The sequence below is a fragment of the Pseudoalteromonas sp. 1181_04 genome (genome assembly GCF_052850545.1).
The window spans coordinates 43362-58895 of sequence record NZ_VXCS01000005.1 but is presented as its reverse complement, the minus strand read 5'-3'; the positions used below and the strand labels follow the sequence as shown (position 1 = coordinate 58895).

Below are 15534 nucleotides of genomic sequence, written 5' to 3'. Positions count from 1 at the left end.
TTAAAAGAAAAATGGAGCTGTTGAGCTCCATCACAGATTTGTTTGATTAAGTTGGCCTAAACGCTGGCAAATAAATTATCCCAAGTTCAGGTTAGTTACTCGATTAAACCAAATAAACGCGGTAACGTTTCACTGATCGCCGGTACATATGTAACCAACATCAATACCAGAAACATCACAGCATACAGCGGCATCATTGGCTTAATTATTTTATGTAACGATGTTTTCGCCACCGCACAACTGACAAACAGTACACTCCCAACTGGCGGAGACACCAAGCCAATTGATAAGTTTAATACAATCATAATCCCAAATTGAATCGGCGACATACCAAATTGCTCAGCTACCGGTAAAAAGATCGGTGTAAAAATCAATACCGCAGGCGTCATATCAATAAACGCGCCAACCAAAATTAAAATCAGATTGATTAACAACAAGATTAAAATCGGATTATCACTGAGTGTTAAAAAGAACTCACTGACCAGCTGTGGAATATGTGTGTATGACAATAACCACGACATGCCCGAAGACGCGGCAATGATCAGCATTACAATAGCCGTTGTTTCACAAGCTTTTAGTAATATAGCAGGCATTTCAGCTATATTGATTTCTTTGTAGATAAATACCGACAGTATTAAAGCATAAATAACGGCAATAGCGCCGGCTTCAGTTGCGGTAAATACACCGCCAATAATGCCGCCAATAACAATAAAAATAAGCAACAAGCTTGGCAAAGCTGCGAGTATTTTTTTCATCACAATGTTAAATGGCAGTCTTGCTGTTACTGGGTAGTTGTTTTTAATCGAGTAAATAGCGCAAACAATCATCAATGCCAGCCCTACTAAAATACCCGGTAAGTAGCCGGCAATAAATAATGCCGCAATCGACACCCCACCACTGGCGATGGCATAGATAATTAAAATATTACTCGGTGGTATTAACATGCCCGTAGTGGCTGCACTTGCGGTAACCGCCGCAGCAAAACTGGCACTGTAACCATGTTTTTTCATTTCTGGCACCATAAAACTACCAATCGCCGATGTGGCTGCAACGGCAGAGCCTGATATTGCACCAAATAACATGCACGACATTACATTTACGAGTGCCAGGCCGCCGGGTAAAAAGCCTATCATCGCCATAGCACATTCAATCAGCCGTTTAGCAATGCCGCCTTGACCCATTATCAATCCAGACAAGATAAAAAATGGGATTGCCAATAATGCGAAACTATCAATGCCACCGGCCATTTGTTGGGCTATGGTCGTAGTGGCAGGCGTAAAATCAATGTGCATTAATAGCGCTGCTAATGTTGATAGCGCAATACACAAAGAAATAGGTACATTAATAAATAACAATACAAAAAAACAAACGATTAAAACAATTGCTGTTAAGTCCATTACGCTTCCTCCGTGAATTTTTGCTGTGCATAATTGATCAGGTTTTCAATGCAATTAATCACAATCAACACCCCGCTCAGCGGTAAAACGATATACACATAACCCATGTTGATCTCAAGCGCCGCTGAGGTTTGCTTTAATTCAAAGCTCAGCATCATCAATTGGCTGCCGCCATACACTAAAATACTTAATGCTGTGATCAGCACGCAGATTTCGATTACAAATGAACACTTATACCTAAGTGACGGGATCATTTTTTGATAAAACAGATCAAGTCCTAAATGTGCTTTAGTACGATACGCATACGAAGCGCCCAAGACACCAATCCAAATCAGGATAAAACGCGCTAACTCTTCGGTGTATGAGCTCGGTGCACGTAAAATAAATCGTGAAAATACTTGCCAACAAACAACGGTTACAATTGCTATCATGGCCAAAATCAGTAATCGCTCTATGATGCGATTTAAGTGTGTGTTGAGTTGTCGCATTGTTTGCTCCTACATGCTTTTTATTTTTTTAATGTGAGCTGCAACCGCTGTATCAGCGAACGAAGCATGAAAATCAGCCACTTTATCTTGAAACGCTTGTTTGTCAGGGTAGGTCACTTGTACGCCTTCTGCGATAACTGCTTTAAGCGCCTCATCAGATGCGTTTTGCCACAATGAACGTTGGTACTCAACAGAGTCGGCCATCGCTTGGGTTAACCACTGTTGTTGTTCGTTGTTAAGTGAGTTCCAAACTTCTAAGCTTGCTAAAATTACATCTGGAACAAAGGTATGTTCGTCCAGCGAATAATATTTAGCGATTTCGTAATGACGAGATAAGTAATAGCTTGGCGGATTGTTCTCTGCGCCATCAACTACACCTTGTTGCAGTGCGGCATATAATTCGCCCCATGCAATCGGTGCTGCAGCGCCGCCTAAAGCCTGCACTGTTGCTACTGCTGTAGGGCTATTTAACACGCGAATTTTTTTACCTATTAAATCATCTGGGGTATTAATCGCGCCATTGGTGGTGTAAAAGCTGCGGCTGCCTGCATCGTAATAGCCCAAACCTTTAAGCCTTGCAGTGCTCACTTTATTAAGTAGATCGGTGCCTAAGTCACTTTTAAGTACACGCCAAAAATGTTCACTATCGCGAAACAAATACGGAATGCCAAACACTTTCATCTCAGGTACAAAGCCTTCCAGCGGGCTTGCCGATACTTTAGTGATTGATAAACTTCCAATTTGTAACAACTCAATGAGTTCACGTTCAGACCCCAACTGACCACCTGGATAGATAACAATTTCCATTGTGCCATTTGAATAAAATGCCAAACGTTCAGCCATATATTCCATTGCTTGATGCACCACATGGCGGGTGTCTAATGTATGTGCCAAAGTTAATCGCACTGTTTTTTTGTCATCTGTGCAACTAGTTAGCAAAAATAACGACAAAACTAGCATTATCTTTATGAGAAGATTTCTATTCATTATTATTTCTTCTTATCGCTATATGATCATAAAAGAGCTGATTATCTCAGCTCGCTTGGTTGATATTTATCCATATCATCATAATCGAGGTTTTCACCAGCCATGCCCCAAATAAAACTGTAGTTTTGTGTGCCAGCACCTGAGTGAATTGACCATGGTGGCGATACCACTGCTTGCTCGTTATGTACCCAAATATGGCGAGTTTCAGTCGGCTCGCCCATAAAGTGACACACCGCTTGCTGCTCTGGCACTTCAAAATAAAAATACACTTCGTTGCGACGATCATGCTGATGAGCTGGCATGGTATTCCAGACGCTGCCTGGTTTTAATTCCGTTAGCCCCATTTGTAGTTGGCATGTTTGTACTACGGTATTGATCAGCATCTGATTAATATCGCGCTCATTGGAGGTTTCAAGCGCACCTAAATGCAATACATTGGCATCATTACGTGTCACTAACTTATTTGGATATTTGTGGTGAGCTGGTGCAGAATTAAGATAAAATTTTGCCGGATTGCCACTGTCATGACTAGTAAACAGCACCTCATTGGTATCTTTACCTAAATACAAGGCATCTTTATAGCCAAGCTGAAAATCTTCTCCATCAGCAGTCACCGTGCCGCTGCCGCCAACATTGATCACACCAAGCTCTCTACCCGTTAAAAAGTTTGCTGCTTTTAAGTTGTCTACCGTTTCTAACCTAAGCGGTGCGCTGGTTGGCACCGCACTGCCCACCATAAAACGCTCGTAGTGAGTGTATAACCAATAAATGGTGTTCTCTTGCATGAGTTTGTCGACCAAAAACTCATCTCTTAACTGTTGGGTGTCATAGCCTTTAACTTCATTTGGACCAACGGCATAACGTGACTCTATTTGTGTGCTCATAACATGCTACCTAAAATTAAAAATTATCGTGCTAACCAGCCACCATCAACCGCGAGAATATGGCCATTGACATAGTCACTGGCTGTTGATGATAAAAATATGGCTGAACCAATTAAGTCTTCTGCTTCACCCCAACGCCCCGCAGGGATACGCTTTTCAATTTCACTATTACGAGCGGCATCATCTTGTAATGCTTGGGTGTTATCGGTTCTAAAATAACCTGGCGCAATAGCATTAACCTGAATATTGTGTTGCGCCCATTCGTTTGCCAGCGCTTTAGTAAGACCCGCTACCGCATGTTTGCTCGCGGTATATGCTGGGACTGTCATACCGCCGCTGTATGACAGCATTGAGGCAATATTAATTATTTTGCCAAACCCTTGTTTGATCATGTTTGGCGCAACCGCTTGGGCCAATAAAAAACTGGCATCAAGGTTTACTTTCATCACGTTCTGCCATTGCTCATACGGGTAATCCACCGCAGGGCTGCGAAATATTGTGCCGCCAACATTAACCAAAATATCAATACCGCCATGATTAGCTAAGGCTGTAGCTGCTAAGGCATTCACTGAATCCGTATTACTCAAATCAGCTGCATAATCATACGCCTCACCACCGCGCTCTTTGATCATCTGACACGTTGCTTGGCAGCCGTGCTCTTTACTACTACTGCAAATAACCTTGGCGCCAGCAGCTGCTAAACCCAGTGCAATTTGTTGACCCAGTCCGCGGCTTGCACCGGTGACGAGTGCCGTTTTTGAAGTTAGATCAAACAAAGTGGCTGTCATTTTAAATTCCTGTATAAAGTGTTTATTACGTAATTACTAATTCAATGTAAATTGAATTGACTAAACTTGTTAATACCCATTCTTCGCTACCGGTGGCAATTTGTCAAATATTATTTGCCACCGGTGGCAAATATAGCTAAGATGTAAATATCAATCAGCCCATATAACGTTTATAGGTTCATATTATGCAAGCACTGAATAGAAAAAACTTTAATAAAAACAAATACCCAACAAAAATAATGCAATACGGTGAGGGGAATTTCTTGCGTGCATTTATCGATTGGCAAATTGATAAACTCAATGAAACAAGTGTTCTAAACGCCGGCGTTGCGGTGATCCGCCCTATTGATTATGACGCAATTCCTTTACTTAATGTTCAAGATGGTTTGTATACCACTATTATTCGTGGCTTAAACGAGCAAGGTGAAACCGTCGCCGATCACCGTATTATTAGTTCAATCAATGAAGAAATTCCTGTCTATAAAGATTTTCCGCGTTATATGGCATTAGCTGAGAATCCGGATCTGAAAATTATTTTTTCAAATACCACTGAAGCTGGTATTGAATATATTGATACTGATAGACTCGATGACGCTCCCGCTAAAGCATTCCCAGCTAAATTAACGCAGTGGTTGTTCCATCGCTTTAATCACTTTAACGGCTCAGCTGACAGCGGCATGGTGATCATCCCTTGTGAGTTAATTGACTACAACGGCGAGAAACTCAAAGAAATCGTGTTTCAATACTGCCAACTTTGGCAACTACCTGAGGCGTTTTCAAGCTGGTTGAATGAAGCTAACCACTTTTGCTCAAGCTTAGTTGACCGTATTGTCACTGGCTTCCCCCGTGATGAGCATCAACAACTACAAGAATCGTTAGGTTATTTAGATAACTTTATGGTGACCGCTGAGTACTTTCACTTGTTTGTTATTCAAGGACCGCAGCATCTAGCTGAATTATTATGCTTGCAAGACAGTGATCTAAATATAAAAATTGTTGATGATATTTCACCTTACAAACAACAAAAAGTCGGTATTTTAAATGGTGCTCATACGGCTTTAGTGCCACTAGCTTACATGGCGAACATTGATTCTGTGGGCGATGCGCTGGCCGACCCTCTGTTTGAAAAATACTTAACCCAGTTAATCTTTGCTGAAATTATTCCCACTCTTGATTTACCTGAAGATGAATTAAAGCGCTTTGCCAATGATGTACTGAACCGCTTCAGAAATCCGTATATTTGCCATTTATTACTGGCTATTTCACTCAACAGTATGACTAAATTTAAGACCCGTATTTTGCCGCAGTTGCACACCTATGTGAAAACAAATAACGCCGTACCGAATATGATGGCATTGGCTATTGCAGGGCAAATTTTGATGTATAAAGGCCTACGTAATGAGCAGCAAATTGAATTGAGCGATGCCCCACAATGGTTAGAACTATTTAATACCCTGTGGCATGACTTTGATAACAACACCCTATCCTTAAACACGCTTGTTGAACAAGTACTAGGGGCACAATGGCATTGGGAAAGTGATTTAAATGGACTTCCTGAATTAACTGCCACCGTTACAGCTCACCTACGTAATATGCTCACTGAAGGTGTAGCAACTACGCTTACTAACCAGTTAGGCCAATAATATGAAACCATTAATTAAACTACACCCAACTGATGATGTTGCCATTGCAATGCGTAATATCACCGCTGGTGAAATATTGCCCGTTGATGGCGAAGAGATCTTAGTCAATGAGAACATTGATAAAGGCCATAAAGTGGCGCTGCGCGATATTAATAAACAAGAGAATGTTATTAAATACGGTGCCCCCATTGGCTTTGCCCTAGAGAATATTCAAAAAGGCGGTTGGGTGCATACCCATTGCGTTAAAACCACCCTCAATGATGAACTGGATTATCAGTATGTTCCTGAGTTTATTGAACAAAGTGAAGCGACCCCTTCGCCTGAAGTAAATATTTATCGTAGACAAAACGGTGAAATTGGCATTCGTAATGAAATCTGGCTGATCCCTACGGTAGGCTGCGTCAATGGCATGATCAACCAAATGATCAAAGAGTTTAAACTGCGTCATCCACAATTAGAAATTGATGGCATTTATGCGTTTCCTCACCAGTTTGGCTGCTCTCAGCTCGGTGATGATTTAGATACAACACGGATACTGCTACAAAACATGGCACTGCATCCAAATGCGGGTGGCGCTTTAGTCGTTGGCTTAGGCTGTGAAAATAATCAATTACCGGCATTTCGTGATGGCTTAGGGGATTACGATGAAGGCCGCATTAAGTTTTTAATCACCCAACAAGCCGATGACGAAATTGAAGAAGGCGTTGCGCTACTTGAACAAATTTATGCCCAAGTAAAACAAGATAAACGTCAACCAGGTACTTTATCTGAAGTAAAGTTTGGCCTTGAATGTGGTGGCAGCGATGGTTTGTCTGGTATCACGGCGAATCCGATGCTGGGTTATTTTTCAGATTATTTAATTGCTCAAGGTGGCACAACGGTATTAACCGAAGTACCTGAAATGTTTGGCGCTGAAACTTTATTAATGTCGCGCTGTAAAGACGAGGAAACCTTTAACAAGCTCGTTAACATGGTTAATAACTTTAAAGGTTATTACAAAGCTCATAATCAACCGATTTATGAAAATCCGTCGCCAGGTAATAAAAAAGGCGGGATCACTACCTTAGAAGATAAATCGTTAGGGTGTACGCAAAAAGCCGGCACCAGCAAAGTACAAGCGGTTTTGCACTATGGTGAGCGCCTGCAAATACCTGGATTAAATCTATTGGATGCACCAGGTAACGACCCTATTGCCACCAGCGCACTTGGTGCTGCAGGTTGTCATATGGTGTTATTTACCACTGGTCGCGGTACGCCTTATGGTGGATTTGTGCCAACGTTAAAAATTGCTACTAATTCAGAACTTGCCAATAAGAAAAAACGCTGGATAGATTTTGACGCTGGCGTTTTAATTAACGATGTCTCAATGGAGCAAGTCCACGGGGAGTTTGTTGAACTGCTAGTCAACATCGTAAACGGCCAGCCAACTTGCAATGAAATAAACGACATTCGTGAAGTCGCTATTTGGAAAAAAGGAGTGACGTTATAAATGACAGCTAAGTCCATCGCAATTATTGGCGAATGTATGGTTGAGCTTAGCGGCCAACCATTTACTGCCATGCAACAAAATTATGGCGGCGATAGCATGAATACCGCCATTTACTTAAAAAAACTCGCAGGCAATGAAGTAAACGTCAATTACGTCAGTGCCATGGGCACTGATCCACTAAGTCGTGCACTGATTGAAAAATGGCAAGCTCACCATATTAATACTGACAATGTGCTGCTCAGTCATAACAAACAACCGGGTTTGTATATGATTCAAAACGATGTGTCAGGGGAGCGTACTTTTCAGTATTGGCGTAGCGACTCAGCCGCTAAATATTTATTGCAACATGCTGATTTTAAAAAAGTACTAACCAGTCTTGCCGAAGTTGATGCTATTTATTTATCGGGGATCTCCCTGGCAATTTTAGCAGAGCAAGATTGCCATACTTTACTCAGCCATTTAGCGTTACTAAAACAGCAAGGGATAAAAATTATTTATGATAGCAACTATCGCCCTGCATTATGGTCAAGCAAGATGCACTGCCACCTTGCCAATAATAAAGCATACGCACTAGCCGATTTAGCATTAGTGACTTTTGACGATGAAGCACAATTATGGGGAGATAGTAATGTTGCGCAATGTACCGAGCGTTTGCACCAACAAGGCGCTCACGAGGTCGTTGTAAAACTCGGCGCAGATGGCTGCCAATACAGTAAAAAACACCTTGATAATTCAATTTCAGTCGAGCTGTTTAATACTGTCGCTGTAGAAAAAGTGATCGACACTACCGCCGCAGGTGACTCATTTAACGCCGGCTTTTTAGCCCAGTGGTTAACAGAGCAACCTATAAAACAATGTGCACAAGCGGGTAATTTACTGGCCGCCCAAGTGATCCAAAAGCGTGGAGCAATTGTCGAGATAGACATTGCGACAATCAAACACACAATAAAGGCTTAGCTATTTTTTCTTGCTCTACATCAAAAACTACTAATACAGTGAGCGCTTTATTTAGCCCGCTAGAATGGTTAAATATTTAAATCGATTGGCTAACACTCTTTAACGTCTCGACACCGAACCTGAGTGCATACCTAAGTTTACTTATTCTAAAGTAAGTGCTGTGAGACGCTTATTTTGTTTAAGTAAACTTCCTCTCATGGGTATGCACTCTAATTCCCTTACTTGCTGCTAATAATGTGATTAAACCGTTAGCTTGCCATCTGCATCAACACCTTGCTTCCAATACGCTGAGCAGACAATCTTCTCACGCGGTATTGCATATTTATCAATCGCTAAATCTTTAATGGTGCGCACAATAGCAGCTTCTAGCGCCATGAAAATCAATGGTTTTTGCGTATATTGAGTCAATAGCACTGAAGCCTGATCAACCACATCTATTTGCGGCTGCATTGTAATTAACCAATTTATAGTGTGCTTGCTGTGTGCTTTGATTGTATCGAGCTCGATAACATCCTGCGAGTCAGTAACATGAATGATCACATCAACATCAGCTGTTGCAGGTAGTTGCTGTAAATACCCGTTAATAGCATTAACTGAGGTTAAATCAGCAATCATCAAATACTGCGACTGACTAAAATCATCAAGCTTTTTAGGGCCAGGGCCTGCAATTGCGAGTTTATCACCAGGCTTTGCTTGTTTAGCCCAATCAGTTGCGATACCACGATGCTGATTGACGACAAAATCAAGCGTAATTGTATGGTTAATAGTATCTATAGCTCTGATTGTATATGAGCGCTTAGGTGCAGGGTTAGCTGCTTTGAGGTCAGTTTCAACCTCATCTTGTCCAGCATGTGGTAATAGTACTTTTACGTACGCACCTTGTTGATCCGCAGGAAAATCATGAAACTCATCTGAGCCAACAACCAGACGCTTTAAATGCGGAGCTATCGCTGTTGTACTTATTACGGTTGCACGACGTACTTTTCTACTCATTTTGATCTCCTCAGAAGATTTATTTACGTGTTTAATTGCACAACGCCCCATTGGTTGATAAAATCAACTATAGCAATTTAATTGACTTTGTCAACCATTATGGATTTATTATGAACTCTTCATTGGCCAATACATTATTTGCTTTAATGCAAAATTATCGCGTTACCATACGAGAAGCTATTAATGCAGGTGAGCTTGGGTTAAACGCAATGCATGTGCGTTGCCTACATATTATTGCAGCGACAACTCACTGCACTGCTAACGATATTGTGAATCAAACCCAGCGCGATAAAGCGCAAATTGCACGCTTAGTTAAAGAACTAATTACATTAAAGCTGATTGACAAAGATGCCAGTGAGCACGATAAGCGTTGCTTTATCTTATCGTTTACCTCTGAAGGTCATGCTCTTTATGACAAACTATTAAACGCCGAACAGCATGTTAATGAGCAAATGTGCAAAAACTTAAACTCTCAACAAATCAATGACTTTTTAGATACTGCTCAAAAAATGATTAAAAATATGCAGTGATCGCAACTTCATTACTTGGCATAAGTTAACTAAAACACATATACTGTACACTTATACAGTATATGTGCTTGGTTAATTATTTATGTTTGTTATTCCTATTTATATCGAAGCGGGCGTATGCGGGTTTGAATCACCTGCCGCTCAGTATAAAGAACTTGGTTTATCACTGGATCAGCTATTGATCAAACACCCCGATGCGACGTTTATTGGTGTGGCATCCGGCTGCTCAATGCAAGAGGTCGGTATTTTTGACGGCGATTTATTATTGGTTGATCGCGCCGAAGAAGCTAAAAATGGTGATGTCATTGTAGCTAACTTAAATGGTTTATTTGTTTGTAAATTATTAGATAAAACTAATGCACGGCTACTCTCTGCATCGGACTTATATCCCCCAGTGCAACTGACTGATAGTGATGAATTTCAATTAGAAGGTGTGGTTACTCGTTCGATTCGATTACATCGCTCTAGTGCTGAGCTGCGCCAATGTATTGCTTAGTGGATGCAGTGGCGTTTTACGCCAGCGCTGAAAAAGTATTTGATCCAGCGATCCGCTCAAAACCTGTTGTGGTATTAACCAATAACGATGGCTGCATTTGTGCGATATGTCCTATCGCACGGCGCTTAAATATCCCTAAGTTTCAGCCCTACTTTAAAGTTAAACATTTACTGGCCAAACATAAGGTGGTTATTCGCTCATCTAATTATGAGTTGTACGCGGATCTAAGCGATAAAATGATGAATGTGATCAGCCGTTTTTGCGACACCCAACACGTATATTCGATTGATGAAGCATTTTTGCAGTTTAACGGCTTTACCCCACTCATTAATGACTGGCATCAGTATGGCCAGTTAATTCGTCGCACAGTTTGGCGCGAAACAAAACTCCCTGTTGGAGTTGGCTTTGGCCCTACACCAACATTGGCAAAAGCCGCAAATCATGCTGCTAAAAAGCTCAACGGTTTTAATGGAATTGCAGTGATTGATAGCGAACAAGCACGACAACATATTTTAGCCGCGATGGATGTAGCTGATGTATGGGGCGTTGGCAGACGTTTAGCTAAAAAACTCAAACTACTTAACATTAACAGCGCGCTTGATTTAGCCAAACAAACACCACAACGTATGAAACGTTTATTTAGCGTCGTGCTTGAGCGTACAGTTAATGAGCTAAATGGCATTGTGTGTTTAAATTGGGATGATGTACGCCAAGATAAGCGTGAAATTTTTTCGACCCGTAGTTTTGGTGAACGTTTAACTGATCCGGTTGCATTAAAAACAGCGTTGATCAATCACAGTATTATTGTCGCTCGCAAACTACGTCAGCAACGCTCCTTAACTAAACGCCTGTTACTATTTGTGGCAAGCTCGCCCCATGAGTCACATTACTATAAAAAATCATTAGTGTATGAGTTACCCGTATCTAGCGCAGATAGCCGTGTATTTGCTAAAGCAATTAGCGAAATATTTACGCAGCTATATCAACACAACGTCCGTTTTTATAAATGTGGTGTGGGTGCACTCGAGCTTAGTTCACAACAGTTTCAACAACCCGACCTATTTGCTCCTAGCCAAGACAACATAAAACTAATGGAGTGTTTAGATTCAATTAATAAGCGATACGGCTGCGATACGCTAACTCTGGCAAGTCAACAACAAAGCCAAGCATGGCATATGAAGCGTGCATTTTTATCGCCTCAGTACACAACGCGTTGGCAGCATTTACCGAAAATAAGTTGTGATTTATAAAAAACTCACATTATCGTTAAATTTAAAGTTGTAGTTCAAACTGACAACGAACATTACTGCTCTCTACACTGTACGCAAGCGTTGTAGGCGAAATAAAACGCAGCGTTTGGCTCGTGTCTAAATTATCTGTCTCGTTTTCACAGCGAGTATGGCGTAGTGACATGGTAATGCTTTGCGTGGTGTATTTATACTTAGTAGTGACCAAACAAAAGTTAGCGACTTTATTCGTTTGTGTGCCATGGTGTAAGTTATTAAAAATAATTTCATCACCGAGCTTAAAGCCAAGATCAGGCTCATTTGCATCAAGCCATGCTAACTGTCCACCAGCACACATTTTAGCCTCACCTGATACCAATTGATAACTACCAACCTTAGTATTGAATAAATTAATAAACTGACTTTTATTACTTGGCAGCTCAGTTTTAGCACTGACAACTGTAGTTAAACAAACCGACACTAAACACAGTAATACTTTACGATAGCGCATTAAATACCTGACATTTATTGATTTATATACTCAGCATAGCATAGCTACGGTGATTAAAATAAAAACCAGCCAGTATACTGAGTCATGGTTGGTTTTTAATATTATGTTACTGCCAATATTTAGCAAATAGTTGCGGATATGCCAACTTTAAAAATTTAGGCTTATCTTTAAAGCGCTTACCTTTGGGTTGATCAAGGCCTGAAGGAGCAAAGGGTAATTCGTCTTCATTACGCTGTTCATATAATAAACCAGCGATCAAGTCATACTCATCTAAGTAAGGATAAGGCTGCTCGTTTAAATGATAAACAGGTGTGCAATCAGCCAAAGAATCAGCATTTTCAAGCGCAGTATTAAAAGCTGCTTCACCACGAGAAATTAACCAACAACGAAATTCTGAGAAACCGTATTCATCATTGCAACCGGCCATTACAAACGCAGCACCGAATAGCTCCCAAGTATAACTTTGGCGCATACAAATGCTAAATTGCTTATCAAATTCAATGAGCTGTGCATCGCTTAAATCTGTAAGTAAACCTTTTAAACGTTCACTGACTGATTCTGGCTCTGCGGTTCTATCTGCAACGGTAACTAATTGCCAGAATTCGCTTAAAGTAAGTGCACTCATGACAAAATCTCTTTCACTCGCCCTACTTGACCATCCTCTAAGCGCACTTTAATACCATGCGGATGATTGGGTGATTTAGTCAAAAGGCGCTCAACAACACCTTGCGTTAATGTGCCGCTACGCTGATCTTGTTTTAAAACGATATTAACTTCGGTGCCAGGGGTGATTTGTGAACGAGTAGGAACTGCCATAATGGATCTCTTTTACTATTTTTGTTGGATTATAGCTGTATGTCATCTTGATACCAAACTAAAGCACCGTAATCATCATTTTTTCAGGTTTAGTTGCACTGATAATAACCGCAAAATCATGCTGGTAAATTTATAGGTATCACTTAAGCCTAAGTTCATCTAAGCAGTTCAAGCGCCTGTTCAAATTTAACTGGTTTACTAAATAAATAACCTTGATAGCTATCAACTTCTAAACCTTTTAATAAAGCTAACTGATCGTTACGCTCCACACCTTCCGCTATCACTTTACAACCAATCATATGCGACATTTTAGTCACTGCTGAAACAATACTTTTATCTTTTGAGTGCTCACAAATATTATCAACATAAGATTTATCTATCTTTATATAATCAACAGAAAGTTCTTTTAAAACAGAAATCGAGGAAAACCCAGTGCCAAAGTCATCAATAGAAATACGTACGCCAATGCTTTTTAATTGTGTGATAACTTTAGATAAATAGACTAAATTTTTAATCATTATAGTTTCTGTAATTTCTAAATGTATGTTATTTGTGTTAACACAATACCGATTTAATAAATTCTTTAAAAATATAATAAAATCATGACTTTCAAGTTGCAGTACAGATACGTTGATTGATAGTGCAATCGTATTGTCGAGTTTGTTTAACTTACTCAAACTTGCAATCGCTTGCTCTAAAACAAACTCCCCTAAAAAGTTAATTTGGCCATAGCGTTCTGCTATGTCGATAAATTCTGAAGGGGGAATAAATTCATCATTTAAATGCCAACGTAACAGCACTTCGAAAGTAATTATTTTATTATCGATTATATCAACAATAGGCTGATAACAAAGATGAAAGCCTCCTTGTTCAACACTCTCTTTAATTGATCTACGTAACATCTCTTCTCTATTAAGAGCTTGCATCATACGTTCATCAAATATTGAAATTTCATTGCGATTTTTTTTACCTTCGTACATTGCAACATCAGCATATTTGATAGCTTGAGTAAGGTCAAAGTTTGTGCGAGTGTAAAACAAGCCCACTTTAAAGGAGGGTCTAATATTCAGGTTATCTTTAACGACAGGCTGGGTTAAATTATCAACAAGCTTTGTCGTGTTACTTATCAGCTCAGCTTTACTCGCGTGACACGAATAAAGAATAAATTCGTCCCCTCCCCACCTACAAGCAATCATTTCCCGTTTTTTTTCTATCGATAATAAACGTTTTCCAGTTTCAGCAAGAACAAAATCTCCAAACTCATGACCATATTTATCATTAAGTATTTTAAAGTCATCCATATCTAAAAATAGAACAGCTTTAATGTTATTGATATTTTGAGCTAAATCGAGATCGACATTAGAGAAAAAGCTCCCCCGGTTAAATAATTGAGTTAAATTATCACGTTGCTCTAAATTAATTATTTTCTCAGTACGAACTTGCACTTCTTTTTCTAGATTATGGATAAATAAATCGAGCTTAATTTCATTATTAATTGAGGTTTTTACATCTTTAGCTGCGCGTATTGCACTGACAAAACACAAAATAAACCACAATACAATTCCCAATATGCCTAAAACATTTTCATTATCGTCTGGTTGAAATAAAAGCAATATACTAAATGGGATAAGCAAAAAAGTAATATAGCTGAAGGCTGAGCGAATATCGGAGGACAGAACATTGACAGCTCCCCCTGCTAATGAGCTAAAAACAACCAGCGTGACAAATTTCTCTGACATCTGCATATCTTCAAAAAATAATATTGGGAACACAGCCCAAGTCAAACCAGTTAAAAATACACCAATAAAGTAACAATGGTACTTTATATTATTGTCATTACTTAAAAAAACATGATTTAAAATGCGCAGTGAAAATACGAAAATAAGAATACAAAACCAATACAACTTTCCTACAGAGTCACTTTGATTAATGCCACTAAAAATAACAAAAACAGCAACTATAAGATTTATAATAATAGCTGAATTGAAATAGGAACTAACGAAACTAAGTCGTTTAGCTATAAAATTTTTTGAATAAGTAGCCATTACACTAAATCACATACCCTGTCTAAACTGAGCATTCTACTTAAAATAACCAATCAATACAGTATTAATAAATCAATCGAGAGCGAAAAATACGCGCTGAGTTATTGTCTTTTTTGCAACTATTGACATGTCATTTCACATCATCGCTTAGCTCTTAAGTGAACTCTGTTAATGATCAAATAGTTACACAAATGAAAAGCCTGAATTTCAAGTGCGTCATCGCTACTATCGGTTATTTCTTAACGCAAAGCAGTGTTTAAAAAACTTATTTTACCTTAAAAACG

16 protein-coding genes are annotated in these 15534 nt (G+C 39.7%); 6 read left to right on the top strand and 10 right to left on the bottom strand.

Annotated elements, in window-relative coordinates; all coding sequences use genetic code 11:
• Window positions 1-95 precede the first annotated feature (95 nt).
• Genes FW757_RS05345 through FW757_RS05325 form a run of 5 tightly spaced genes read right to left on the bottom strand, consistent with a single transcriptional unit; the run spans window position 96 to window position 4544 of the window.
• Complete coding sequence (locus tag FW757_RS05345) at window positions 96-1397, bottom strand: TRAP transporter large permease (protein ID WP_145239111.1); 1302 nt, start codon at window positions 1395-1397, stop codon at window positions 96-98.
• Window positions 1397-1885 carry a TRAP transporter small permease gene (locus FW757_RS05340; RefSeq protein WP_145239113.1) on the bottom strand — a complete coding sequence of 163 codons (489 nt, stop codon included), beginning with the start codon at window positions 1883-1885 and terminating at the stop codon, window positions 1397-1399. The genes FW757_RS05345 and FW757_RS05340 overlap by 1 nt, the downstream gene beginning before the upstream one ends.
• Window positions 1886-1894: 9 nt before the next feature.
• Window positions 1895-2872 (bottom strand): TRAP transporter substrate-binding protein, encoded by a 978-nt coding sequence (locus FW757_RS05335; protein ID WP_259397119.1) that lies wholly within the window; start codon window positions 2870-2872, stop codon window positions 1895-1897.
• Window positions 2873-2913: 41 nt separating this feature from the next.
• Entirely contained in the window at window positions 2914-3756 is an 843-nt protein-coding gene (gene kduI, locus FW757_RS05330; protein WP_145239116.1) for a 5-dehydro-4-deoxy-D-glucuronate isomerase, read from the bottom strand.
• A gap of 23 nt (window positions 3757-3779) precedes the next feature.
• Window positions 3780-4544: an SDR family oxidoreductase gene (locus tag FW757_RS05325; RefSeq protein WP_145239119.1), complete on the bottom strand. Its 765-nt coding sequence runs from the start codon at window positions 4542-4544 to the stop codon at window positions 3780-3782.
• Window positions 4545-4729: 185 nt separating this feature from the next.
• Between FW757_RS05325 and FW757_RS05320 the strand changes: the two genes are divergently transcribed.
• Genes FW757_RS05320 through FW757_RS05310 form a run of 3 tightly spaced genes read left to right on the top strand, consistent with a single transcriptional unit; the run spans window position 4730 to window position 8633 of the window.
• Window positions 4730-6187 (top strand): tagaturonate reductase, encoded by a 1458-nt coding sequence (locus tag FW757_RS05320; RefSeq protein ID WP_404698809.1) that lies wholly within the window; start codon window positions 4730-4732, stop codon window positions 6185-6187.
• Window position 6188: 1 nt separating this feature from the next.
• Window positions 6189-7676 carry a UxaA family hydrolase gene (locus tag FW757_RS05315; RefSeq protein WP_182717259.1) on the top strand — a complete coding sequence of 496 codons (1488 nt, stop codon included), beginning with the start codon at window positions 6189-6191 and terminating at the stop codon, window positions 7674-7676.
• Window positions 7677-8633: a sugar kinase gene (locus FW757_RS05310; protein ID WP_182757742.1), complete on the top strand. Its 957-nt coding sequence runs from the start codon at window positions 7677-7679 to the stop codon at window positions 8631-8633.
• Between the two features lie 240 nt (window positions 8634-8873).
• On the opposite strand, the gene FW757_RS05305 is transcribed toward FW757_RS05310, so the two are convergent.
• Window positions 8874-9626: a siderophore-interacting protein gene (locus FW757_RS05305; protein WP_182739295.1), complete on the bottom strand. Its 753-nt coding sequence runs from the start codon at window positions 9624-9626 to the stop codon at window positions 8874-8876.
• Window positions 9627-9736: 110 nt separating this feature from the next.
• On the opposite strand from FW757_RS05305, the gene FW757_RS05300 reads away from it, so the two are divergent.
• The 3 genes from FW757_RS05300 to FW757_RS05290 all read left to right on the top strand — a co-directional run bounded on the left by FW757_RS05300 (window position 9737) and on the right by FW757_RS05290 (window position 11902).
• Window positions 9737-10156 (top strand): MarR family winged helix-turn-helix transcriptional regulator, encoded by a 420-nt coding sequence (locus tag FW757_RS05300; RefSeq protein ID WP_145239134.1) that lies wholly within the window; start codon window positions 9737-9739, stop codon window positions 10154-10156.
• An 82-nt stretch (window positions 10157-10238) separates the two neighbouring features.
• A complete protein-coding gene (locus FW757_RS05295; RefSeq protein ID WP_145239137.1) occupies window positions 10239-10652 on the top strand; it encodes a LexA family protein in 414 nt (137 codons plus the stop codon).
• Window positions 10640-11902 (top strand): Y-family DNA polymerase, encoded by a 1263-nt coding sequence (locus FW757_RS05290; RefSeq protein ID WP_182717255.1) that lies wholly within the window; start codon window positions 10640-10642, stop codon window positions 11900-11902. The genes FW757_RS05295 and FW757_RS05290 overlap by 13 nt, the downstream gene beginning before the upstream one ends.
• 22 nt (window positions 11903-11924) lie before the next feature.
• Here the strand turns inward: FW757_RS05290 and FW757_RS05285 are convergent, their stop codons facing one another.
• The 4 genes from FW757_RS05285 to FW757_RS05270 form a co-directional block, all read right to left on the bottom strand.
• Window positions 11925-12389 (bottom strand): hypothetical protein, encoded by a 465-nt coding sequence (locus tag FW757_RS05285; protein ID WP_145239144.1) that lies wholly within the window; start codon window positions 12387-12389, stop codon window positions 11925-11927.
• Window positions 12390-12495: 106 nt separating this feature from the next.
• Window positions 12496-13014 (bottom strand): DUF4240 domain-containing protein, encoded by a 519-nt coding sequence (locus FW757_RS05280; RefSeq protein ID WP_182717254.1) that lies wholly within the window; start codon window positions 13012-13014, stop codon window positions 12496-12498.
• Window positions 13011-13205, bottom strand: a complete 195-nt coding sequence (locus FW757_RS05275) for a YwbE family protein (protein WP_145239148.1) — start codon at window positions 13203-13205, stop codon at window positions 13011-13013. Before FW757_RS05275 ends, FW757_RS05280 begins: the two co-directional genes overlap by 4 nt.
• 155 nt (window positions 13206-13360) lie before the next feature.
• The gene (locus tag FW757_RS05270) at window positions 13361-15250 is read right to left on the bottom strand and encodes a putative bifunctional diguanylate cyclase/phosphodiesterase (RefSeq protein WP_182717253.1); all 1890 of its coding nucleotides are present in this window, start codon (window positions 15248-15250) and stop codon (window positions 13361-13363) included.
• Between the last annotated feature and the right edge of the window lie 284 nt (window positions 15251-15534).

Excerpts from the sequence above, each read along its gene's own strand:
- FW757_RS05320 (WP_404698809.1), top strand. The coding sequence starts at position 4,730 with ATGCAAGCACTGAATAGAAAAAACTTTAATAAAAACAAATACCCAACA.
- FW757_RS05290 (WP_182717255.1), top strand. The coding sequence starts at position 10,640 with ATGTATTGCTTAGTGGATGCAGTGGCGTTTTACGCCAGCGCTGAAAAA.
- FW757_RS05275 (WP_145239148.1), bottom strand. The coding sequence starts at position 13,205 with ATGGCAGTTCCTACTCGTTCACAAATCACCCCTGGCACCGAAGTTAAT.
- FW757_RS05280 (WP_182717254.1), bottom strand. The coding sequence starts at position 13,014 with ATGAGTGCACTTACTTTAAGCGAATTCTGGCAATTAGTTACCGTTGCA.
- FW757_RS05310 (WP_182757742.1), top strand. The coding sequence starts at position 7,677 with ATGACAGCTAAGTCCATCGCAATTATTGGCGAATGTATGGTTGAGCTT.
- FW757_RS05300 (WP_145239134.1), top strand. The coding sequence starts at position 9,737 with ATGAACTCTTCATTGGCCAATACATTATTTGCTTTAATGCAAAATTAT.
- FW757_RS05345 (WP_145239111.1), bottom strand. The coding sequence starts at position 1,397 with ATGGACTTAACAGCAATTGTTTTAATCGTTTGTTTTTTTGTATTGTTA.
- FW757_RS05295 (WP_145239137.1), top strand. The coding sequence starts at position 10,239 with ATGTTTGTTATTCCTATTTATATCGAAGCGGGCGTATGCGGGTTTGAA.
- FW757_RS05340 (WP_145239113.1), bottom strand. The coding sequence starts at position 1,885 with ATGCGACAACTCAACACACACTTAAATCGCATCATAGAGCGATTACTG.
- FW757_RS05335 (WP_259397119.1), bottom strand. The coding sequence starts at position 2,872 with ATGAATAGAAATCTTCTCATAAAGATAATGCTAGTTTTGTCGTTATTT.
- FW757_RS05305 (WP_182739295.1), bottom strand. The coding sequence starts at position 9,626 with ATGAGTAGAAAAGTACGTCGTGCAACCGTAATAAGTACAACAGCGATA.
- kduI (WP_145239116.1), bottom strand. The coding sequence starts at position 3,756 with ATGAGCACACAAATAGAGTCACGTTATGCCGTTGGTCCAAATGAAGTT.
- FW757_RS05315 (WP_182717259.1), top strand. The coding sequence starts at position 6,189 with ATGAAACCATTAATTAAACTACACCCAACTGATGATGTTGCCATTGCA.
- FW757_RS05270 (WP_182717253.1), bottom strand. The coding sequence starts at position 15,250 with ATGGCTACTTATTCAAAAAATTTTATAGCTAAACGACTTAGTTTCGTT.
- FW757_RS05325 (WP_145239119.1), bottom strand. The coding sequence starts at position 4,544 with ATGACAGCCACTTTGTTTGATCTAACTTCAAAAACGGCACTCGTCACC.
- FW757_RS05285 (WP_145239144.1), bottom strand. The coding sequence starts at position 12,389 with ATGCGCTATCGTAAAGTATTACTGTGTTTAGTGTCGGTTTGTTTAACT.